This window comes from Aquiflexum gelatinilyticum, from assembly GCF_024741135.1.
In the GTDB taxonomy this organism is placed as follows: Bacteria; Bacteroidota; Bacteroidia; order Cytophagales; family Cyclobacteriaceae; genus Cognataquiflexum; species Cognataquiflexum gelatinilyticum.
In genome coordinates this window covers 32,343-52,373 of record NZ_JANSUY010000024.1, presented here as the reverse complement: position 1 = coordinate 52,373, position 20,031 = coordinate 32,343, and the positions used below count along the sequence as shown (strand labels likewise).

The window sequence follows — 20,031 nt, the reverse complement described above, 5'->3', positions numbered from 1 at the left end:
ATGATTATATTCATTAGATGAACCTCCGTTTTTGTTTAGCCATTTCTATTTTATTCATTTTTAGTTTCAAAGTGGTAGCCCAAGAGCTGCCCTTTGTTCATTATACCCCTGACAATGAATTGAATCCATTGCCTTCAGCCATGGTTACAAATGTTTTTCAAGACAGTGAGGGATTTATGTGGATGGCTGTTCACTCTTCTGGCTTGATTCGTTTTGATGGAACCAAGATGGATCTTTATGTTCAAAAGGAAGGTGTCAAAGACCTTGGGGTTTGGCAGATAGTGGAAGATAAATTAGGATACCTTTGGGTTACTTCCAATTCCGGATTGGTGGTTTCAGAGGAGCCTGTATCTAATTATAAAAATGGGAGGAGGTTAACTTTTACTTCAGAATTTGGGGGTAAAACTCTTTATTCCGAAATCGTCAATCTCAATCAAATAGCAGTGGATAGCAGTGGGATGGTTTGGGTGGGTACTGTTGCGAAAGGATTTTTGAAATACCATATCAATGAAAAAAACAATTTAGAAGTAGATGTTTTAAATATCGAAAAGAAAGGCAGTACACCACAACAGATTACCACACTTTTTTCAGGGAAGACAGGAATTTTGGCAGGGATTGGGGGAGGCCAACTTGTTCGGATATCAGGCAATAAAATCCAATTGATTTATTCTTCCGACAAAATCTCTGAAGATCAAAATTTCGCCTCCATTCTAGAAGATGAGAAAGGGAAAATTTGGGCTTACCGTCAAAATGGAGAAGTCCTGCTTTTTCAAAATGAATCAACCGATCCAAAGAAAATTGCCCAATTAAAACAATCCAATATAGCAAGCTTAGCAACTGTGACTGAAGGAAATGTATGGGCGGTAAGCGGAGTCAACGGGATTATCAGATTCAATCAAAAATCAGGAGAAATTATAGGCCATTTCACTAGGTCTAACGGATTGTTGAGCGATAACGTCTTTAATGTAAGCAAAGACAGGGAAGGTAACGTTTGGATTGCCCAATCCGGTGGGATTTCAAAACTAAGATTTAATTTCAATGCTTTTGAGAATTTCAGTACCCGTTCTATAGCTGGTGAAAAGCCCATTTTACCCTCTGCTAAAGTAAATTCTATACTGAGGGTTCCTTCTGGTACTTACCCGTTTCGGCTTTTGGCAGGGACTGAGGGAGGTGTTTCATGCATTTCCGAAGAGGGTACTTCTACCTATATTACCCAAGCAGATGGTCTTACAGGAGATTGGGTAAATGGTCTCGAAATTGATTCTGAGGGTAGGATTTGGATAGCAACTACACAAGGTTTGAATGGGCTTGTCTTTGATCAGAAATTGATTTTGAAAGAGGCTGAAGATATCAGAACCATCAATATCAATGGAAAGCAAGGAATAATCTTTACAATTCCTGACAGCCCACCTATTATTGCTTCTGAAAATCTTTTCATAAAGGGTTCTCCTGAGAATGAAGACCTAGGCTCAATTTGGTTTGCGGGTTTAAGGAGTATAATTGGAGTTGTTTCTGGAAAAATATACTCCTTTGGTATCGAGTCAGGACTACCTCCGGTATTAAATAAATCGATAGCCTTCGATGGAAATGGATACTTATGGGTGGGTACAGTGGACAAAGGTATTTACCGTAGCACCAAAAAGATAACCAGAGAATACCTTTCTGAGAATGCTGACTTACCAACCGATTCTAATCTTTTTGAGCAGTTCTGGTCAACCCAAAATGGTTCTCCAACAAATCATATTGAAAAATTATTATGGAAAAACGGTAAAATGTGGGTTGGTACGCAAGAAGGCCTACTGCTACTTGACCAGGACACAGGTGCAATCTTGAATCATATCACCAAAGAAAATGGATTACCTGCTAATAATGCTGTTAGTTTTGCTTTGGCACCCAAAACTCAAAATCTCTGGGTAGGTACCAACAGCGGTCTTGCAGAAGTTGATATTGAAAGTGGGGAAGTTATCAAAAAAGTAACCAAACAAGATGGGTTGATAGATGATGAAGTATGGCTTTATGGTTCTGTCAAGGTGGATAAAGATGGGCTTGTTTATTTCGGTACTGCAAATGGCTTATCAATTTATAATCCCTTATTAGACAGAAAAAACAATATACCCCCACCTGTAAAGCTTACGTCTGTTCTCATTTCTTATCGAACAGAAGGCCGTAATGAAGCAATATTTGAATATTCGGCACTTAGTTTTTCAAATATTTCGGGGGTAAGATACAAAACCAGACTGTTGGGCTATGATGAAGAATGGTCGCTAGAGACAAATCAAAAGCGTCTGCGATACACCAATTTACCGGCTTTTTTTTGGTCCAAATCCTATACACTTGAAGTAGTGGCTATCAATGACAGTGGAGTGGAATCATCGGAGCCAATGACATATACTTTTATGGTAAAGCCAATATGGTGGCTCCGTTGGTGGGCATTTTTGATCTTAATATTTATTTTCGGTATAGTTATTTTTTCTTTTGATAGAGTCCAGAGAAGACGGGTGTTACGAAAAGAACGAGAAATTGCAAAATTGCGGGAAGCAGAACTCCATGCGGAAGCGGCGATAGCAAGGTCATTGGCTTCAGAAGCGCAGGCAAGGGCATTAAAAGCTGACAACGAAAAAAAAGCATTAGAATTGGAAAAAATTCAAGAATTAGAAAAAGCTTACCAAGAACTTAAAGCTGCTCAAAATCAGTTGATCCAAGCGGAGAAAATGGCCTCCTTGGGAAGGCTAGCGACTGGTATTGCCCATGAAATAAAGAATCCTCTCAATTTTGTGAATAATTTTGCCGCTCTTTCCGGTGAATTGGTCGATGAATTGACCCAGGCAATAAGGGATAATAACCAAGTTGAAATTGATTATTTGATGGAAAATATAAAAATCAATGCGGGGTTAATTGAGGAACATGGAAAGAGAGCGGATGCAATTGTAAGGTCAATGATGCAGCATACGCGTCAGGGGAAATCAACTTTTGAAATTGTTGAAATCAATAATCTTGTCGAAAAATACATCGATCTAACCTACAACAGCAAAGGAGCTCATAATCCGGGTTTTTTTACGGCAGTTAAAAAAGATTTCCATCCAAATTTGAAGAAAGTCAAAATTTCCGGACAGGAGATTGGCCAGGTTCTTATCAATATTATTGGAAATGCATTTGATGCGGTTTGGGAGAAAAGCAAAAACAACCCTGAAGGATATGAACCTGAGGTTTCGATTTCCACTTTTATGGCCGGGGATAAAGTCGGAATCAGGATTTCGGATAATGGTCCAGGAATACCTATTGAGAATCAGGAGAAAATTTTTGAGCCTTTTTTTACCACCAAACCTACAGGGGAAGGAACTGGATTGGGTCTCAGTTTAAGTTATGAGATTATAACGCAAGGGCATAACGGCTCATTGCTCTTGGAAAAGAAAAATGGGGAAGGCGCTTCATTTGTTATTTTATTACCTGTTTATTAAAGAGGCAACTTCAATTTTCACCTTCTTTTTAGCCCTTTGGAATTTAAAAAAAGCGCAAAAATATAGTTTAGGGAAAAAATGAAAAATGAGCCACAGGTTGAATTCCGCCTTTGGCTCATTTTAGCCTTATTGCTTTGAATGGAGTGCAATTTCATTTCCCTCCGAATCATGGAACAATGCCATAAATCCAATATCAGGTGTTATTTGGGTTTTGGGCTGCATGATTTTTCCCCCAGCTTTTTCGATTCTGTTGAGTTCGACATTTACGTCTTCAGATGAAAAATAGATTTTGGTGCCCTCTGTGCTTGGTTTGTAAAACCCTTCGGCTTTGACCAGACTTCCTCCTGCACCGAGTCTGCTTTCATCCCAAGGAAACCAGGCCATATCGATGGGACCCATTTTGTGACGATCAAGCTTACAATCAAAAACAGCTTCGTAAAAAGCCATTGCTCTTTCCATATTTTCGACCGGAATTTCAAACCAGCCAACGCTTACATGTTTCATAGTGGTAATGGGTTTAAAGAATAAATTTAAATAAATTCATCCAAAATTTCCCATTTCAAAAAAGCAGTCTTATGAAAAATAAATGCCGTAATTCCAGAAGATTATTTTTAAAAACTTCCACAATAGCCAGTATCGGTATGGGATTTTATGGAAATTCGTTCGGTTTTTCTTCAGATCAAGTAAAGAACTCCCAGGGAAAAAAAGTCGGAATAATTGGATTGGATACGTCGCACAGTATCGCCTTTACCAAGGTATTGAATGGACATAAAGATGACCAAATGTATTTTGGTTACCATGTCGTCGCCGCTTATCCTTTTGGAAGTAAGGATATCAAATCGAGCATGGATAGAATACCGGGTTACACTGAAGAAATTCATAAAATGGGAGTGGAAATCGTAGGTTCAATCGCAGACTTACTTCAAAAAGTAGATGTGGTGTTATTAGAAACCAATGATGGGAAACTTCATTTGGAGCAGGCTATGGAAGTATTCAAAGCAGGGAAGCGCATGTTTATAGACAAACCTATGACGGCTTCTCTGAAAGATGCCAAGGCCATCTTTGAAGCTTCCCTACAATACAAAATCCCGGTTTTTTCCGCTTCTTCCCTGAGGTACATTACAGGGATAGAAAAAATTGACAAAAGCACCGTTATAGGTGTCATTACATTTAGCCCTGCCGAATTGGAACCTTCGCATCCGGATTTGTTTTGGTATGGGATTCACGGAGTGGAAACCTTATTTACCGTAATGGGCACAGGATGTGAGTCGGTTGTGAGGGTGTCTACCAATGATACAGATGTGGTCACCGGGATTTGGGAAGATGGAAGAGTCGGGACTTTTAGAGGAACCCGAACAGGCAAGCATGATTATGGAGGAACGGTTTTTACCCAAACGGGAAACGTGGTTTTAGGCCCTTATGCCGGATATGAGCCTTTACTTTTGGATATTGTAAAATATTTTGAGACGGGCGTCGTGCCTGTGCAGCCTGAAGAAACTCTTGAAATTTTGGCTTTTATGGAAGCGGCGGATATCAGCAAAAAGCTTGGTGGTAAATCTGTTTCTGTGAGAGAATTATTGGATAAAAAATAAAGAAAGGTCAAGGCAAAAATTTGGTCTTTACCTTGACCAGTTTTCTTTCCAAATATGGAATTCAGCAGGAGAAACCCTGAACCGTGCAAAACTCCCTTCATGGACACCGAGTAATTCTGATTCCACATATTCAATAAACTTATGCTGATCGGTTTTCAGGATTTGATTAGCTTTCCTTTTGATCCTTTCCGATCCTTCTTTTGGACTCAGGTTATTTGAAATGATCTCAGTGACAAGTTCTCTGATTTCATTTCTGTATCGGGTCCTAAATGCATCAGGTTCTCCTACTGTTTGTCTGATAGCAGCATACCGGATTGCTGATCTTTCATAAGCCCAAATAAATACATCCTTCAGCAATTCAATCCTGTTGAGCTCATAAACCCCCAAAATCGCCTGTACATAGACCTCATTTGGGACATCCACAAACGAAAGAGGAGACAGGTTATGTTTGAAGAACGGAATATTTGCAGCAAGTCTCGAGGTCCGTTTGTTGACATCATCAAATGGCTGCAAATAAGGGAAATGCACCATAATGAAGAAGGCTTGCTCAAAGGGATTCTGAATCTCCTTGACTTTTTGCAAGATCAACTCAAATTGGTCTGCTATCAGTTGTGGAATTGCCAATGGCGTATAGGCCGATTTATGGATTCCTACCGGAATGGACCTCAGCCTGCCTATGGAATTCTGGTCCTGCAGCAGGTTATCAGCCAAGAGGGCATGTAAATTAAGAATGATATAGGAATTGAATTCCAAATCATCCCCTAGCAATACCAAAAATTCTATAGCCTCTTTATGGTTGAGGATCATTTGGGATTCTTCGATGGATTTTCCATCGGCAGATTCTCCGAAATTCACCAACCTCTGAGTATCCAATAAGGAATAGGTATTTCCTTCCAATCGACTGGAATTCCAACTCAGGTCAATCAGCAACCTGCTCAAAACCTCTTTGGCATGGGTTCCTGCCGGTTGGTTTTGATTTCCGGTTTTACCCAATTCTGTCAGTGTTTTGATCTCTTTTTCTGAGAGGTATTGGTCTACATTGGGTCGGTAGGATTCCAAGAACTGCCTGTTGTACCCTACTTTTGGTCTGCTGATCAATGGTTTCTCCAAAGCATCTTTGATTTTTTTTCCTTCTTTGGAAATTGGAATTTCTTCCTTTTTTTCAACGATATACTTTGGTGGTTCACTTTCCCTGACCACATTTTTTTCATAGACTGGATGGTATTTTGTCGCCTTTGATCCTCCTGTTACATAAACTTCTCCCTTTTCTTTTAGGATTTTGAGTCTTCTCTGTAATGTTCTTAGCTCTATTTCAAAATCAAGATTTTCTTTGATTTCTTCCAAAGTGATTCCTTCAGGAAATTTTACCAAAATTTCCTTGATGGCATTTAATTCTTTGGTTTTTGGAATTTTCATCTCTTTCTATTCGCGACAAATATATGTATTTTTTTGTCGTGAATTTAATATTTGCGACAATTTATTCTTAATTCACGACAAAAAATGTCGCGAATAAAAAAAATTTGTCGTGAAAGGTCTGTTTCACGTCACATTTTGAAAACCTCTCCGTTCTTAACGACTTTGTGGATTTTAATTTTTCCGCCGTCTCCGAGTTTGAAAAATGCGAGGTCGGTCTTAGCATTTGGTTTTTGAAAACCGATTCCTAAATAAGCCGCCGGTATGACCGAGGCCATTTTCCAAGCAATAGAAAGGTCTGCAAGCTTTTTTTCAATCAGGTATTCCATGCCTTCAAGGATGGTTTTACTTGCTCCCGCCAATAATCAATTGCCGTTTTTCAAGGATAATTTTCCGTTTGGTGATAAGATTACTTTATCTCCAATATGGGTGTTGTATTCTCCGGGAGGCATTCCGCAAAACTTTGTTGCATCACTCACCAAAAAAGCTTTTTCTCCTTTAACCTTTAAAACCACTTTCAAAAATGAATCCGCCACATGAAATCCGTCTGCTATCAAGCTCGCATGAAGCTGGTCCAAGGAGAGTTGATCCCAAAGGATATTGGGATGACGCGGAAGCATCAGCGGAACGGCATTTCCAAGATGGGTTGAAAGGCTTGCGCCTGCTTCTACTCCTTTTTTCAAGTCCTCCATAGCAGCATTGCTATGTCCAATGGCTATTTTTATTCCATTGTCGCAACATTTTTTTATGAATGAAAAAGCACTTTCCAACTCAGGCGCAATGGTGATGAGTTTGATCCTTCCACAGGATGCATCCTGAAATTTGCTTACCAAATCCCATTTTGGTTTTTTGATATATTTAGAATTATGGGCTCCTTTCGCCCCCTCTTCCGAAGAAATAAAAGGACCTTCCAAGTGAATCCCTCCGATGCATGCAGCAATCAAGGGATTATTATCACAGGCTTCTTTTAAGGTGGATAAAATGGAGATGATGACTTGATCATCATTGGTAATCAGGGTTGGAAAAAAGGTGGTGACTCCTTTGCTCAACAAAAAGTGTGTGGCACTTTCGATATCCGACACAGAGAGATTTGGATCATTGAAATCAATCCCATTGACTCCATTTACCTGTAAATCAACCAAACCGGGACCAATAAAAAAATGGTCATTCAACTGTTTTTTGGAGGGTTTGACGCTTGTGGTTAAAAAATTCCCACTTGAATTGAAGACAGACAGCTTTCCGGTCAGGCAATCAATTCCGATAGATTCATCTTTATCAATTGGTTCCAATTTTTCAGGATAGGCTTGAATATCTGTAAAGAGATGGCAATTTCCGTGGATTCTCAAAATCGAGGCCGGACATTGTGTATTGATCCGACCTGAGATGGTATCAGTGACAGCTTGTCTTTTGTTTTTGCCGGGCACTACACAACAGATATAAGCAGTGTCAAGCAGGGCGGTAATAGTCAGTGTCAAAGCATGGCTTGGTACCTCTTCCAAAGCTGAAAAGCAACCATCATTGACCTGCTGCTGCCTGCATACCGGGTCTAGCGCGACCAATTTTACTGTCTTGGCATCATTGAAATCTGCGACAGGAGGATCATTGAAGGCAATGTGTCCGTTTTCACCGATTCCCATGCAGACCAAGTCAATAGGAGCCTGATGGAGCAAAGAGGCATAGCTGTCACATTCTTCGTCCGGATTTTGGCTGCCATCAATAAGATTTATTTTCCCGAAGGGCAACTTGTCAAACAATTTTTCTTTGAGAAAATTGGAAAAAAGTGCAGGTGAACCCTTACTTAAACCCACATATTCATCCATATGAAAGGCGGTCACTTTTTCCCAAGGTATTTTAGAAGAAGTGCTTAAAGCTGCTAAAAATTCATTTTGTGAAGGAGCCGCTGCAAAAACAATTCTCACGTTTTCTTTTTCTTCCAATACTTTCAGGATTCTTGCCTCTACTGCTTTTGCAGCAGCCTCGCCCATTTCTTTTCTTGAATCGAATACATTAATTTCCATTATTTCTGATGGGGTTTTTATTCTTTACTGATCTCCTGAAGCATTGCTTTCACTTTGTCGGGAACAGTTCGGATTTGGGCTAGTCCAATGAATATATATACCAAGGTGGAGACTATCAGGGGAAGGCTAACTTGCAAGGCCAAGCTGCTGATTTCAATATTCTTGGTGATGATGAAGGTAAGGAGGCCTGCAAAAATAGAACTGATGGCAGCGACCGGACCGCAAGATTTGAAAGCCGGAATAACCCCAAAAAGCATAGGAACTGCAATCGGTCCTACCAAAGCCCCAAACCAAGTAATGATCAAGCCGAGAATTCCACCAAAATATTCATATTGAAGGGCGACAATGATAGTCAGCAGGGTAAATATGAAAGTCGTAACCCTCGCCGTGAGCAATGAAATTTTATCTAAGCTGAATTTTTTGGAAATGTTTGGAAGAATATCTCTCGTGATTACGGCGGAGATGGTATTGATATCAGAGGAAGTCATGGACATCGTATTAGCAAAAAGAGAGGCAATCACCAATCCTACCAACCCCGATGGCAAAAGCAAAAGGGTCAGCTGACCATAAGACTGACTTGGGACTGCAAGATTTGGAAGCAAAATAGGTGCAGCCCACATCGGAAAAAACAAAATCAAGGGCCAAATCAAATATAGCAAACCTGATAGCCTAGCTGCTTTGGTTGCCTGTGATTCTGAAGGGGAAGAAATATAGCGTGTGGCAAGATTCCATTGACCACCATTGTATGACAGAAAATTAATGAACAAAAATGCAAGTGCAAAACCTACACCATAAGGGTCATTAAACGGTTGGCTATTTTCAGAAGGCAATTTTTCCCACATGGTGAAAATGCTTTCCGGTCCATCGAGATTGTAAAGCACAGCGAAGAACATAACTAGTCCTCCCAAAAGTTGAATGATAAATTGCGCAAAATCTGTCATGACAACTGCCCACAATCCTCCAAAGGTGATATACAAAAGAGAAATTCCACCTGATATCAAAATGCCGATTGGAAGACTGATGCCGGTAAAAACATTGAGCAAAATGGCAATCGAGGCCCATTTGGCCCCGATATCGAATAGTTTTAACAGCACACCGCTCCATGCCATGATCTGTTGGGTGAGGATATTGTAGCGTCGGGCAAGAAATTCAAGTGGGGATTGGATATGGAATTTTTTGCGAAGCCTGACCCAACGTACAGGAAATATTTTGGCACTTACCAAAATTGTCAAGCCGATAGTGAATGCCCACCAAACATATATTGTAAATCCATGGGTATACGCAATTGCGGCATAAGCAACGAAAACCGCCCCGCTATATCCCGAGACGTGGTGGGAAATTCCTGAAAGCCACCAAGGCAAGTTTCCCCCGGCAACGAAATAATCGTCGGCGTTTTTGTTTCGAAAATAAGAGTAAACCCCGATAACCAACATCAGGAGAAAAAAAGCTGTGATTACAATCAGGTCAAAAGAGGTGAGCTTCATGGTCGGGTGGAGGAGGAGTGGGAAATTGGGTTTACACTTTTGGTTCCCACCCAGGTTGGTAATCCCTTTTCCAATATTTCATCGCTTCTTTGCTGCCGATAATATGGCCGTTTTTAGGATCCACGTTCAATGTTTCACCGCACCTTTGTGCAATATTTCCCAATTGGACCAAGAGTGTACTCGTCTGTCCCCCGATAATTTCAGCCGCGAGTGGAGTTCCTTTTTTGATTCCGTCAAACATGTTTTGGATATGGATGGCGTCGAGTTCTTGGGTTGGGTCGGAAAGATTTCTCGCATCCACAGGCCGGTCATATTTCACTTCCTTTACGAGTTTGTTTTTTAAGTCATAAATGGAGTAAGCATTGCCACCTCCAATATTAACAGAACCCTCTTCCCCGTAGAAAATCACGCCTACACTCGATCCTTCATTGTTGATACCGTTGCAGCTTCTTCCTTCCCAACTTATCATACTTTTATTTTCAAATTCCAGATTGATCATTTGGGTATCTGGGGTTTCCCAATCGTCCTGATAGCGGTACCTTCCTCCCGCGGAGGTAACTTTTGTCGGAAATTCCACACCCAATCCCCATCTCGCCAAATCGACCATATGGGTGCCATTGTTCAATGCTTCGCCTGTTCCCCAATTCCAGAACCAATGCCAATTGTAATGGATGATATTGTCCCGATAATCTTCTCTTGGGGCCGGACCTTGCCATAAGTCATAATCCAAATGGACGGGAACTGCCACTTTTTTACCGATTCCAATAGGCCCTCGGTTGTTGGTATACCAGGTTTTTGCATAATATGGTCTTCCGATAGTACCGTCATGGACTTCTTTTATGGCTGCAGCCACGTTGGGCCAAGACCTTCTTTGGTTACCCATTTGGATCAGCCTTTTGTACCTTGCAGCAGCTTGGAGCAATATTTCCCCTTCGTTGGGATTATGGCTGGAAGGTTTTTCCAGGTAAACATCCTTTCCTGCTTTGCATGCGAGAATGGCTGCAGGTGCGTGCCAATGGTCCGGAGCAGCAATCACCAACACGTCTACATCCTTGTCCTCCAGGCTTTTTCTAAAATCCGGAGTAGCTTTGGGATTGGAGTTCTGGATTTTGGAAACTGCGCTGATGCATTTTTCTGCGGCCAATTGATCCACGTCGCAGATATGGATCACCTCTGCATTTGGTTGGTTTGCAAAATTCTGAACCAAGGCATTTCCACGGCTGTTCACTCCCATCACCGAAACCTTGATTCTTTCATTGGCTCCAAGGATTTTTCCGTAGCTCTTTGGACTGAATGCAGGAAGTACTCCTCCAATTGAAAATACTGCAGTACCTGCGATGGATTTTTTGAGAAAATCTCTCCTGGAATCTTTCGAAGTTGTCATGTTACGTAGTGGTGGGTTAAAGTGATTTTTGAAGAAATGACTGGAAAATTATTTCTCCATCATTTACAATATATTGATTAATACTTCGCATATAAAGATTTTTTACGGGACAGGTTATTTCAGGTAATTCCCAACTTTCACTTTTATTTCAATGGCTGCTTATATAAGCCTTCAGTCATTTTTTTTCCAACTGCCATCAGTCCAAAACTCCAAGGAGTCATGGTTTATTGAAGGATTTTAATTAGAGAGCTCGATCAAAAAACCGATTTTTTTGAATTAGTGGATAGTTATTGTATTTTACTGATAATTAATAGATTGGAAAGATTAAAATGAATTTCCATTTACAGACCCAAAATAAAACAGCATTTATATGTCAGATAAAATTTATTCGCCCGAAAAAAAAGACAGGAGGGAATTCCTAAAATCCGCCGGTACTGCTTTGATTGGAAGTGCCGCTCTCCCTTTTGTATTTCAGGTCAATCCTGCTTTTGCCATGAAGAACAATACCCTCAAAGTGGGCTTGATTGGCTGTGGAGGTAGGGGAACCGGAGCGGCACTGCAGGCTCTGAAAGCAGATACTGACGCAGTTCTGACCTGTATGGGAGATATATTTTCCGATTATCTGGATGAATCTTACCAAGCATTATTCGAAGCAAATCCCAATCAAGTCAAAGTGGGTAAAGAAAACCGTTTTGTTGGATTTGATGCGTACAAAAAAGTCATAGAATCGGACGTGGATGTGGTTATCCTTACTACACCTCCTGCATTCCGGCCTGGTCATTTCAAAGCTGCTATTGAGGCCGGAAAACATGTTTTTTGCGAAAAGCCCGTCGCTGTGGATGCTCCCGGTGTTCGGAGTGTTTTGGAAACAGCCAAACTAGCCAAGTCCAAAAATCTCTCCGTGGTTTCAGGATTCACTTTCCGGTATGATTTTCCCAAAAGGGCTCTTTTTGAAAGAATCAACAATGGGGACATAGGTGAAGTAGCTTCCGTGCTTACGGTAAGAAATGGTGGAGGATTGTGGTATAAAGACAGGAAACCTGAGTGGAAAGAAATGGAATACCAATTGAGAAACTGGTATTATTACGATTGGCTTTCGGGTGATTATATCGTAGAGATGATGGTCCATAGCCTTGACATGATGTCATGGGCTTTTGGCGACAAACTTCCAGTCAATGCCACAGGGTCAGGTGGCAGACAATCCAGAACCGAAGAAAAATACGGGAATATCTATGACCATTTTGCCATAGAATATGAATATCAGAACGGCGCAAAAGGAATCCATTTCAGTAGACAACAACAAGGGGCTTCCAATATCAATAAAGCGGAAATCATGGGAAGAAATGGAAATGCCATCGTAGACATCGGAAGGCAAATCCATCGAATAGAAGGACAAAATCCTTGGAATTATGAGGGTGAAAAAAACAATCCCTATGAAACCCAACATGAGGAATTGTTTGCGGCAATAAGGTCAGGGAAGTCTATCAACGAAGGTGACCTGATGGCAAACAGTACAATGTTGGCGGTTTTGGGGAGAATGGTCGGCTACACCGGGCAAACCATCGGATGGCAAGAAGCACTCAATTCCACTCAATCCTTAGGACCTAAATTGGAAGAATATGATTGGGATCTCAAATGGCCTGTTCCTGAGGTGGCCATCCCGGGAAAGACCAAGTTTTTTTGATCAATCTTTCCATCCTCGATAGATTTTTTTTCTAAAAACCCTTTCCAAAAAATTTACTCCAAATGAAAATCCTGAGACCATTATCCAAAGTCTTTCTTCTATTTCTACTGACAAATTCCCCGAGTTTTTGTCAGGAATATCTTTTTGAGTTTGGGAAATCAAGGGGGATAGAAGCCCTCGTTTCAGATCAGTCACCAAAAGAAAATTCATTGAAATGGTATAATGTCAATACAGAAAAAGACACCTGGTATTTTGAGGGACAGGAATTGGTATGTAGGGGATTGCCTATCGGAGTGATCCGATCCGAAAAGCAATATGAAAACTTCATCATGCACATCGAATGGAAGCATATGGAACTCGGAGGAAACTCAGGAACTTTTGTTTGGAGCGGTGCTGTCCCTGGAGAGCAAAGGCTGCCCGATGGTGTCGAGGTGCAGATGCTGGAATTGGATTGGGTCAACCAAAATAAAAAAGACGGCGTCTTGCCTCCAATCGCTTATGTCCATGGCGAATTGTTTGGAGTGGGCGGAGTGACTACTATACCTGATAACCCACGTGGAACCCGCAGCAAATCCATTGAAAACAGATGCTTGGGCAAAGGAGAGTGGAATACTTATGTTGTCATTTGTGTAGATGGCGTCATTAAACTCTCAGTAAACGGTAAGTTTGTCAATGGCATCAGCCAATCAAGTCAAAAGAAAGGATATATCTGCCTGGAATCTGAAGGCGCTCCGATTCATTTCAGAAACCTGAAAATCACCGAATTGCCTTCAGCAGTCATCTCAGCCGAACAAATTGCCCCTCTTTTGACCTCTGGGAATTAAATTACCTTAAAAATTATACCCGCGTTAGTTTGATGGGGTAACTTTTTGCCGCATTCCATTGGCAGACGTATATATTCTCGTCTTGATCAATGCAAACATCGTGGCAGTGTTTGAAAATTGGTTCTTTTTGGATCATCAATTGGAGCTCTCCGTCAATATATTTTGGCTCAGTCCCTCCCGGATTAGAGACTACTTTATTGTTTTCATCCAAAATGGTCACAAACCCGGAGTTGTCCATTTGCTCCAGGTATTTGGATCTGGACCAACAAACGCCTGCATAGAGGTTTTTACCATGAATGACCGGCCGACAGACAAAAGCACCGGGAAGGAAAAAAGTTTCTAAATATTCACCTTCCATAGTAAATCTTTTGAATGAATTATGACCACGGGATGTACAAAGTAGGGTAGGAGTTCCTCCTTTTCTTTGGTCGACGGCTATTCCATGGACAGTTTTGAATTGGGCATCACCGTGTCCGTCACCGCCAAACATCCGGATAAAATTTCCTTTGCTGTCATATTGCAGCACATATTGTGAACCATAACCATCGGTAATGTACAGGTCGCCGTTTGGCGCGACGACCGTTTCGGTTGGGGTGTAACGCATCCCTTCTTTATAGATTCCCTGACTTGTCGGTGTAGGTATTTCTGTGATTATCTTTCCTTTTAGATCAGTCTTGATGACCCTGCCGCCATTGTCTACAATCCATAAAAATTCTTCTCCACCTTCATCGACTAGGCTCAGGCCATGCGCAGATCCCAATCCCAAAGTCCACGAATCGAGGTACTTTCCGGATTGGTCGTAGATAATGATGTTGTTTTTGGATTCATCGGTTACCATCAGCATTCTGCCCTTCTTGTCCATAACCATTTCGTGGCAATTGACCACAGGATATTTGGCAGGATCGAGGTTTCCCCAAGAGGTGTTTACTTTATATTTGAAATCACCATGACCAATAATAGTGTCAGGCGTTGATGCAAATGAGAAGGAAGTTGGTATCGCCATTGCGGCACCTGCCAAAGCGGATTGCTTTAAAAATTGTCTTCTGGTGAAATCTGTCATGGGTTATTGAGTTTTGAATAAGTAATTTAACAAAGTATCACAAAAATCACATTTTGTTTTTCTTGGATGGTAAAATTTCCATCAGTCAAATTCCTCAATGACATTTTGAGTGTCATTATTATATTCATATCAAACAAACCCAATAATAAAACCTATGAAAAATTTTCTATTCAAATTATTCAGTTTAGCAATTGTGATTCTGGTATCGGCACAGGTTCAGGCACAGGAGATCGCATTGCAGATGTACAGCTTGCGCAATGAAATGAAAACCGATGTCAAGGGCACCCACGCGCTTATTCCCAAAATGGGAATCAATTTCATTGAAGGCGGTGGAACTTATGGCATGAGTAAGGATGAATACAAGACTTTTATTTCAGGACTTGGCCTTTCTGTAGTGGCTGTCGGGGCAGATTACAAGCAATTGCAGGAAAATCCTCAGGCCGTCATCGACAATGCAAAAGCTTATGGTGCAAAATACGCTACCTGTTTTTGGATTCCCCACACTTCCGGAAAATTCAGCATCAAAGAGACACAGGAAGCCGTGGAGCTGTTCAACAAAGCAGGAAAAATCCTAAAGGATGCGGGCATTACCCTCTGTTACCATCCACATGGATATGAATTTACCCCACATGGAAAAGGCGTTTTATTTGATGAATTGATCAAAAATGCCAAAAACTACGCCTTCAATATGGACGTGTTTTGGGTTCAGATGGGTGGAGGCGATCCTTTGGCAATCATGAAAAAATACCCTAACAAATTCCCTTTGCTCCACTTGAAAGACAGGGCAAAAGGAACCCCGGGAAGTTCAGATGGCAAGGGTGACGTGGAAACTAACGTAGTGTTGGGAACGGGAGACATCGATATCAAAGGACTGATCAAACAAGCCCAAAAGTCAGGAACGAAATACCTGATTATTGAAGATGAATCTTCAAGATCTGTACAACAAATCCCTCAAAGTGTGGCCTATATCAAAAAAGTGATGGCCGAGAAATAAAGCAAATGGTAGAAATAAAAAAAGCCATGGGAACTTCTATATGTTCCCATGGCTTTTTTTATGGTTTGATATGGACCTAGTAGCAATATTGGTTAAGTAAAACTTCCATTTCCCCTTGTAGCTTTTTAGCCTCTTTTCTGGCCTCAGTTCCAAAATCAGTACCTTTTCCTGCATAAATGATCCCCCTTGATGAATTGACCAATAGTCCGCAACGGCTGTTCATTCCATATTTGGCCACCTCTTCCAGACTTCCACCTTGTGCTCCAACTCCCGGGACAAGAAAGAAATGTTCAGGGACAATTTTTCTTACCTCACCGATTTTTTCTCCCCGTGTGGCTCCGACTACATACATCATATTATCAGGATTGCCCCATTTACTGCTTTTCTCCAAGACCTCTTGGTAGACAGGTTTTCCGTTTTTCAATTCAGAAAACTGAAAATCCAGACTCCCCTCATTGGAGGTCAATGCCAATAAAATAACCCATTTATTTTCGTAAGAAAGAAATGGGCTGACGCTGTCGATGCCCATATATGGCGCGACGGTGATGGAATCAAAATCCATGGTTTCAAAAAATGCCTTGGCATAAAGGCCGGAGGTATTTCCGATATCGCCACGTTTGGCATCTGCAATGCTAAAAATATTTTTAGGGATATAATCCAAGGTCTTCTGCAGACTTTCCCAGCCTTTTGGACCCAATGCCTCATAGAAGGCAATGTTGGGTTTATAGGCTACCGCAAAGTCTGCAGTCTGATCAATAATCTGCTTGTTGAATTCAAAAATGGGATCCGCCACTTTTTGAAGATGGCTGGGGATTTTATTGAGGTCCGTGTCAAGACCTACGCACAAAAAGGATTGCTTGATTTTGATTTGTTCAAATAGTTCCTGTCGGGTCATTTTGAAATATTTTTCCCAAAAGTAGGGATAAAAATCAAAATCAGCGGAGGTCGATTATTTCTACTCTTCCGTATTTCTGCGGATTGAATGTGAAATACTCATCTGTCAGTTCGGCATTGGTATTGACTGATTTGAATTTGTATTTGAAAATTCCTCCTTGGTCATCATAGATTTCCCAACTGATGAGGTCTTTTTTGTTTTTATCAACAAAAAGTTTTACCCGTTTAAAAGGCGCGTTTGATTTTTCTGCAGTCAGTTCAATTTCTTGGATGACAATACCGCCTTCTGTTTTTTCGCCGATCAACCTGTAATTGAATCCTTTTTGGTAAATGTTATAAACCGAGGAAGGTGTCAGTTCATTCTCCATATCAGAGGCATTGTTGATCGTCACCTCTTTGTAATTGTCTGTTGCGATGTAGGTCCAGACAGTTTTTCCGTTATTAAAAATCTCCTGCTCGGGTAATTTTAGATGGTATTTGTCTCCTTTGATAGCAATCTCACCGCTTTGGTTCTGGACCCGGCTATCAGAAACATCCGAATAAGAAAAGTCAAAGCTAGCTTTAAGACCTTTGATGGAGGCATATTTTTGACTTACTCCATCCAAAACAACTTTGGCTTTAGGATCTTTTGTCTGCGAAAAGCCGACAGAGAGGATGAAAAAGAAAAGAATGAAGGAGAATGTGATTTGTTTCATTTTGGTTAGTAGGAATATATTTTTTCCAGCATTTTAATCCGGATTTTTACAGATTGTTCAATAACCGTTCCAAACTTGCCTCATCCTGAATCAGCACCTCTCTGGCTTTGCTGCCTTCAAAGGGGCCAACAATCCCGGCAGCTTCAAGTTGGTCCACTATCCTGCCGGCACGGTTATAGCCAAGTTTTAGTTTTCTTTGAATCAAAGAAGTACTTCCTTGCTGATGCAAAACAATCAGTCTTGCCGCATCGTCAAATAACGGATCCCTATCAGACAAATCAATATCAGATAGACTTCCTTCACCTTCTTCACCGACAAACTCGGGCAATAAATAGGCATCTGGATAGCCTTTTTGGGCTCCGATCCAATCGCAGATAGAATCGACCTCGGGCGTATCCAAAAATGCGCATTGAATTCTTGTCACGTCTGATCCCTGTGAAAGCAACATGTCTCCCATACCGATCAATTGCTCGGCACCTCCGGCATCGAGGATAGTTCGGCTATCGATTTTGGAAGTCACACGGAAGGATAATCTCGCAGGAAAGTTTGCCTTGATAATACCTGTGATGACATTGACAGATGGCCTTTGTGTTGCGACTACCAAATGAATACCGATGGCTCTTGCAAGTTGGGCGAGTCTGGCTATAGGTGCTTCGATTTCTTTCCCCGCAGTCATCATCAAATCCGCCAATTCATCTATCACCAAGACGATATATGGCATAAATTTATGGCCTTTTTCAGGACTGAGTTTTCTCGCTACAAATTTCGCATTGTATTCTTTAAGGTTTCTACATCCGGCATCTTTGAGCAAATCATACCTGTTGTCCATCTCAATACAGAGAGAGTTCAGCGTATAAATCACCTTTTTGGTATCTGTGATGATGGCTTCATCAGTTCCGGGAAGCTTCGCTAGGAAATGTCTTTCAATTTTATTGAAAAGGGTCAATTCCACCTTTTTGGGATCGACGAGAACAAACTTTAATTGTGAAGGATGTTTTTTATACACCAAAGAAGCCAAAATCATATTCAGACCAACAGACTTTCCTTGACCTGTGGCACCTGCCATCAGTAAGTGAGGCATTTTTGCCAAGTCCATCACGAAGACTTCATTGGAGATGGTTTTGCCCAATGCAACAGGCAAATCTTTGTCGCTGTGCAAAAATTTCTCTGTTCCCAAAACCGCTTTGGCCGGAACCAATTCCCTGTTTTTGTTTGGAACTTCAATCCCGATAGTGCCTTTTCCAGGCATTGGGGCTATGATCCGTATTCCGAGTGCCGCCAAACTCAAGGCAATATCATCTTCCAGGTTTTTGATTTTGGAAATCTTTACTCCTGGGTCAGGGATAATTTCATATAGGGTGACAGTCGGGCCGATGGTGGCTTTGATTTCCTGGATTCCGATTTTGAAGTTGACCAGAGTCTCCACAATCTTGTTTTTATTTTCCTCAAGTTCCTGTCTTGATACGGTCACTTTTTGGACGTCATATTCATTGAGCAGATCCAACGTCGGGTACTTATAATGCGGCAGATCCAAAGTCGGGTCATAGGGATCAAGGTTTTCTACCTCAAGTGCTGTCTTTTCTTCTTTGGGTTTGTTGATCGCAAATTTCTTTTCCTCTATTTTTTCAATAACCGGTTCGTCTTCCAAGTCATCATCACCTTGGATATTGAAAACGTGGCCCTTTACCGGAAGCACTTTTTCTTTTTCCTCAGACTTGATTGTCCATGAACTTGCCTCTTCCTCCAAGTCTATTTCTTCCAGTTCATCCTCAAAACCAATTTCATCTTTTGTTTCCTCCAACTCGTCCCTAAAGTCGGTTTCTGGCTCAGGACCGGCATTTTTGGTTTTTGATTTGTTAAAAATCGGATTGGATATCCAATCGAGTTGGTTGATATTGAAATAGAATATGATGAAAACCAAGAGGGAGCCAATGATCAAAATGATGGTTCCCCAACCTAAAAATTCATCTGCCAAAAGTCCGAGTTCAAATCCAAAACCACCGCTTATGTACCCCAATGTGCTGAACCCATCTGCTAACTGAACAAAATACCCTGTCACTAGCCCGATCCAAAACGCAAAAAACAACGCGAAACCACTGTATCTGGAGAGGGAAACAAGGGATTTTTTGAAAGCCATTTTGAAACCCAGGAAAAACAGGTAGGGCGGAAGTAGAAATGCCGCCAATCCAAACCACTTCCTGATAAAGATGTCAGACATTTTGGCTCCAAAAAGCCCGAGCCAATTCCTTGCTTCAGATGCCGTAGTCCTGATCCCTTCCTCCATTTCGGACACTACAAGACTTTGGTCAGCTTTGCCCGAAAAAATGTAACTCAAAAACGCAAAAAACAAAAAAACAGAAAAAGACATCAGAATGATTCCGATGGCAAGAGGTATCCTTTTATCCTTTGCAAAGGCCAAAGAAAATTTCCCCGAAGTGGATTCCTGGGCTTTGGGTTTGGTGTCACCTTTATTTCTGAAAGTATTTGTTTTTGGGGTATTCGAAGCCATATTTTGTTTTTACTGTCAATCT

15 protein-coding genes are annotated in these 20,031 nt (G+C 41.2%); 5 read left to right on the top strand and 10 right to left on the bottom strand.

What is annotated here, in order from left to right:
- The first annotated feature begins 17 nt into the window (after window positions 1–17).
- Window positions 18–3,458, top strand: a complete 3,441-nt coding sequence (locus tag NU887_RS19070; protein WP_258424985.1) for a sensor histidine kinase — start codon at window positions 18–20, stop codon at window positions 3,456–3,458.
- Window positions 3,459–3,584: 126 nt separating this feature from the next.
- On the opposite strand, the gene NU887_RS19065 is transcribed toward NU887_RS19070, so the two are convergent.
- Window positions 3,585–3,962, bottom strand: coding sequence for a VOC family protein (locus NU887_RS19065; protein ID WP_258424984.1), 378 nt, complete (start codon window positions 3,960–3,962; stop codon window positions 3,585–3,587).
- Between the two features lie 137 nt (window positions 3,963–4,099).
- Between NU887_RS19065 and NU887_RS19060 the strand changes: the two genes are divergently transcribed.
- The gene (locus NU887_RS19060) at window positions 4,100–5,050 is read left to right on the top strand and encodes a Gfo/Idh/MocA family protein (RefSeq protein WP_420839798.1); all 951 of its coding nucleotides are present in this window, start codon (window positions 4,100–4,102) and stop codon (window positions 5,048–5,050) included.
- Between the two features lie 27 nt (window positions 5,051–5,077).
- Here NU887_RS19060 and NU887_RS19055 read toward each other — a convergent pair whose 3' ends face one another.
- The 5 genes from NU887_RS19055 to NU887_RS19035 form a co-directional block, all read right to left on the bottom strand.
- Entirely contained in the window at window positions 5,078–6,466 is a 1,389-nt protein-coding gene (locus NU887_RS19055) for a Fic family protein (RefSeq protein WP_258424982.1), read from the bottom strand.
- A 128-nt stretch (window positions 6,467–6,594) separates the two neighbouring features.
- Window positions 6,595–6,792, bottom strand: coding sequence for a hypothetical protein (locus NU887_RS19050; RefSeq protein WP_258424981.1), 198 nt, complete (start codon window positions 6,790–6,792; stop codon window positions 6,595–6,597).
- 36 nt (window positions 6,793–6,828) lie between these two features.
- A complete protein-coding gene (locus NU887_RS19045; protein ID WP_258424980.1) occupies window positions 6,829–8,481 on the bottom strand; it encodes a 6-phosphogluconolactonase in 1,653 nt (550 codons plus the stop codon).
- 17 nt (window positions 8,482–8,498) lie between these two features.
- Window positions 8,499–9,965 (bottom strand): sodium:solute symporter family protein, encoded by a 1,467-nt coding sequence (locus NU887_RS19040; RefSeq protein ID WP_258424979.1) that lies wholly within the window; start codon window positions 9,963–9,965, stop codon window positions 8,499–8,501.
- A 31-nt stretch (window positions 9,966–9,996) separates the two neighbouring features.
- Window positions 9,997–11,349, bottom strand: a complete 1,353-nt coding sequence (locus NU887_RS19035; protein WP_258424978.1) for a Gfo/Idh/MocA family protein — start codon at window positions 11,347–11,349, stop codon at window positions 9,997–9,999.
- Between the two features lie 370 nt (window positions 11,350–11,719).
- Here NU887_RS19035 and NU887_RS19030 point away from each other — a divergent pair, with 370 nt between their 5' ends.
- Together NU887_RS19030 and NU887_RS19025 are read left to right on the top strand one after the other, a co-directional pair.
- A complete protein-coding gene (locus NU887_RS19030; protein ID WP_258424977.1) occupies window positions 11,720–13,033 on the top strand; it encodes a Gfo/Idh/MocA family protein in 1,314 nt (437 codons plus the stop codon).
- A gap of 62 nt (window positions 13,034–13,095) precedes the next feature.
- Window positions 13,096–13,857 carry a 3-keto-disaccharide hydrolase gene (locus NU887_RS19025; protein ID WP_258424976.1) on the top strand — a complete coding sequence of 254 codons (762 nt, stop codon included), beginning with the start codon at window positions 13,096–13,098 and terminating at the stop codon, window positions 13,855–13,857.
- 13 nt (window positions 13,858–13,870) lie between these two features.
- Here NU887_RS19025 and NU887_RS19020 read toward each other — a convergent pair whose 3' ends face one another.
- Window positions 13,871–14,917, bottom strand: coding sequence for a twin-arginine translocation signal domain-containing protein (locus tag NU887_RS19020; RefSeq protein ID WP_258424975.1), 1,047 nt, complete (start codon window positions 14,915–14,917; stop codon window positions 13,871–13,873).
- Between the two features lie 154 nt (window positions 14,918–15,071).
- Between NU887_RS19020 and NU887_RS19015 the strand changes: the two genes are divergently transcribed.
- Window positions 15,072–15,911 (top strand): sugar phosphate isomerase/epimerase family protein, encoded by an 840-nt coding sequence (locus tag NU887_RS19015; protein WP_258424974.1) that lies wholly within the window; start codon window positions 15,072–15,074, stop codon window positions 15,909–15,911.
- A 76-nt stretch (window positions 15,912–15,987) separates the two neighbouring features.
- On the opposite strand, the gene pyrF is transcribed toward NU887_RS19015, so the two are convergent.
- From pyrF to NU887_RS19000, 3 genes are read right to left on the bottom strand one after another with little or no spacing between them, the layout of a single operon-like run.
- On the bottom strand, window positions 15,988–16,806 hold the full coding sequence (gene pyrF, locus NU887_RS19010) for an orotidine-5'-phosphate decarboxylase (protein ID WP_258424973.1): 819 nt from the start codon (window positions 16,804–16,806) through the stop codon (window positions 15,988–15,990).
- Window positions 16,807–16,846: 40 nt separating this feature from the next.
- Window positions 16,847–17,500 carry an outer membrane lipoprotein periplasmic chaperone LolA1 gene (gene lolA1, locus NU887_RS19005; RefSeq protein WP_258424972.1) on the bottom strand — a complete coding sequence of 218 codons (654 nt, stop codon included), beginning with the start codon at window positions 17,498–17,500 and terminating at the stop codon, window positions 16,847–16,849.
- 46 nt (window positions 17,501–17,546) lie between these two features.
- Window positions 17,547–20,009, bottom strand: a complete 2,463-nt coding sequence (locus tag NU887_RS19000; protein ID WP_258424971.1) for an FtsK/SpoIIIE family DNA translocase — start codon at window positions 20,007–20,009, stop codon at window positions 17,547–17,549.
- Window positions 20,010–20,031: the final 22 nt, after the last annotated feature.

Excerpts from the sequence above, each read along its gene's own strand:
- NU887_RS19040 (WP_258424979.1), bottom strand. The coding sequence starts at position 9,965 with ATGAAGCTCACCTCTTTTGACCTGATTGTAATCACAGCTTTTTTTCTC.
- NU887_RS19020 (WP_258424975.1), bottom strand. The coding sequence starts at position 14,917 with ATGACAGATTTCACCAGAAGACAATTTTTAAAGCAATCCGCTTTGGCA.
- NU887_RS19065 (WP_258424984.1), bottom strand. The coding sequence starts at position 3,962 with ATGAAACATGTAAGCGTTGGCTGGTTTGAAATTCCGGTCGAAAATATG.
- NU887_RS19055 (WP_258424982.1), bottom strand. The coding sequence starts at position 6,466 with ATGAAAATTCCAAAAACCAAAGAATTAAATGCCATCAAGGAAATTTTG.
- NU887_RS19035 (WP_258424978.1), bottom strand. The coding sequence starts at position 11,349 with ATGACAACTTCGAAAGATTCCAGGAGAGATTTTCTCAAAAAATCCATC.
- NU887_RS19025 (WP_258424976.1), top strand. The coding sequence starts at position 13,096 with ATGAAAATCCTGAGACCATTATCCAAAGTCTTTCTTCTATTTCTACTG.
- pyrF (WP_258424973.1), bottom strand. The coding sequence starts at position 16,806 with ATGACCCGACAGGAACTATTTGAACAAATCAAAATCAAGCAATCCTTT.
- lolA1 (WP_258424972.1), bottom strand. The coding sequence starts at position 17,500 with ATGAAACAAATCACATTCTCCTTCATTCTTTTCTTTTTCATCCTCTCT.
- NU887_RS19070 (WP_258424985.1), top strand. The coding sequence starts at position 18 with ATGAACCTCCGTTTTTGTTTAGCCATTTCTATTTTATTCATTTTTAGT.
- NU887_RS19030 (WP_258424977.1), top strand. The coding sequence starts at position 11,720 with ATGTCAGATAAAATTTATTCGCCCGAAAAAAAAGACAGGAGGGAATTC.
- NU887_RS19050 (WP_258424981.1), bottom strand. The coding sequence starts at position 6,792 with ATGGAATACCTGATTGAAAAAAAGCTTGCAGACCTTTCTATTGCTTGG.
- NU887_RS19000 (WP_258424971.1), bottom strand. The coding sequence starts at position 20,009 with ATGGCTTCGAATACCCCAAAAACAAATACTTTCAGAAATAAAGGTGAC.
- NU887_RS19045 (WP_258424980.1), bottom strand. The coding sequence starts at position 8,481 with ATGGAAATTAATGTATTCGATTCAAGAAAAGAAATGGGCGAGGCTGCT.
- NU887_RS19060 (WP_420839798.1), top strand. The coding sequence starts at position 4,100 with ATGGGATTTTATGGAAATTCGTTCGGTTTTTCTTCAGATCAAGTAAAG.
- NU887_RS19015 (WP_258424974.1), top strand. The coding sequence starts at position 15,072 with ATGAAAAATTTTCTATTCAAATTATTCAGTTTAGCAATTGTGATTCTG.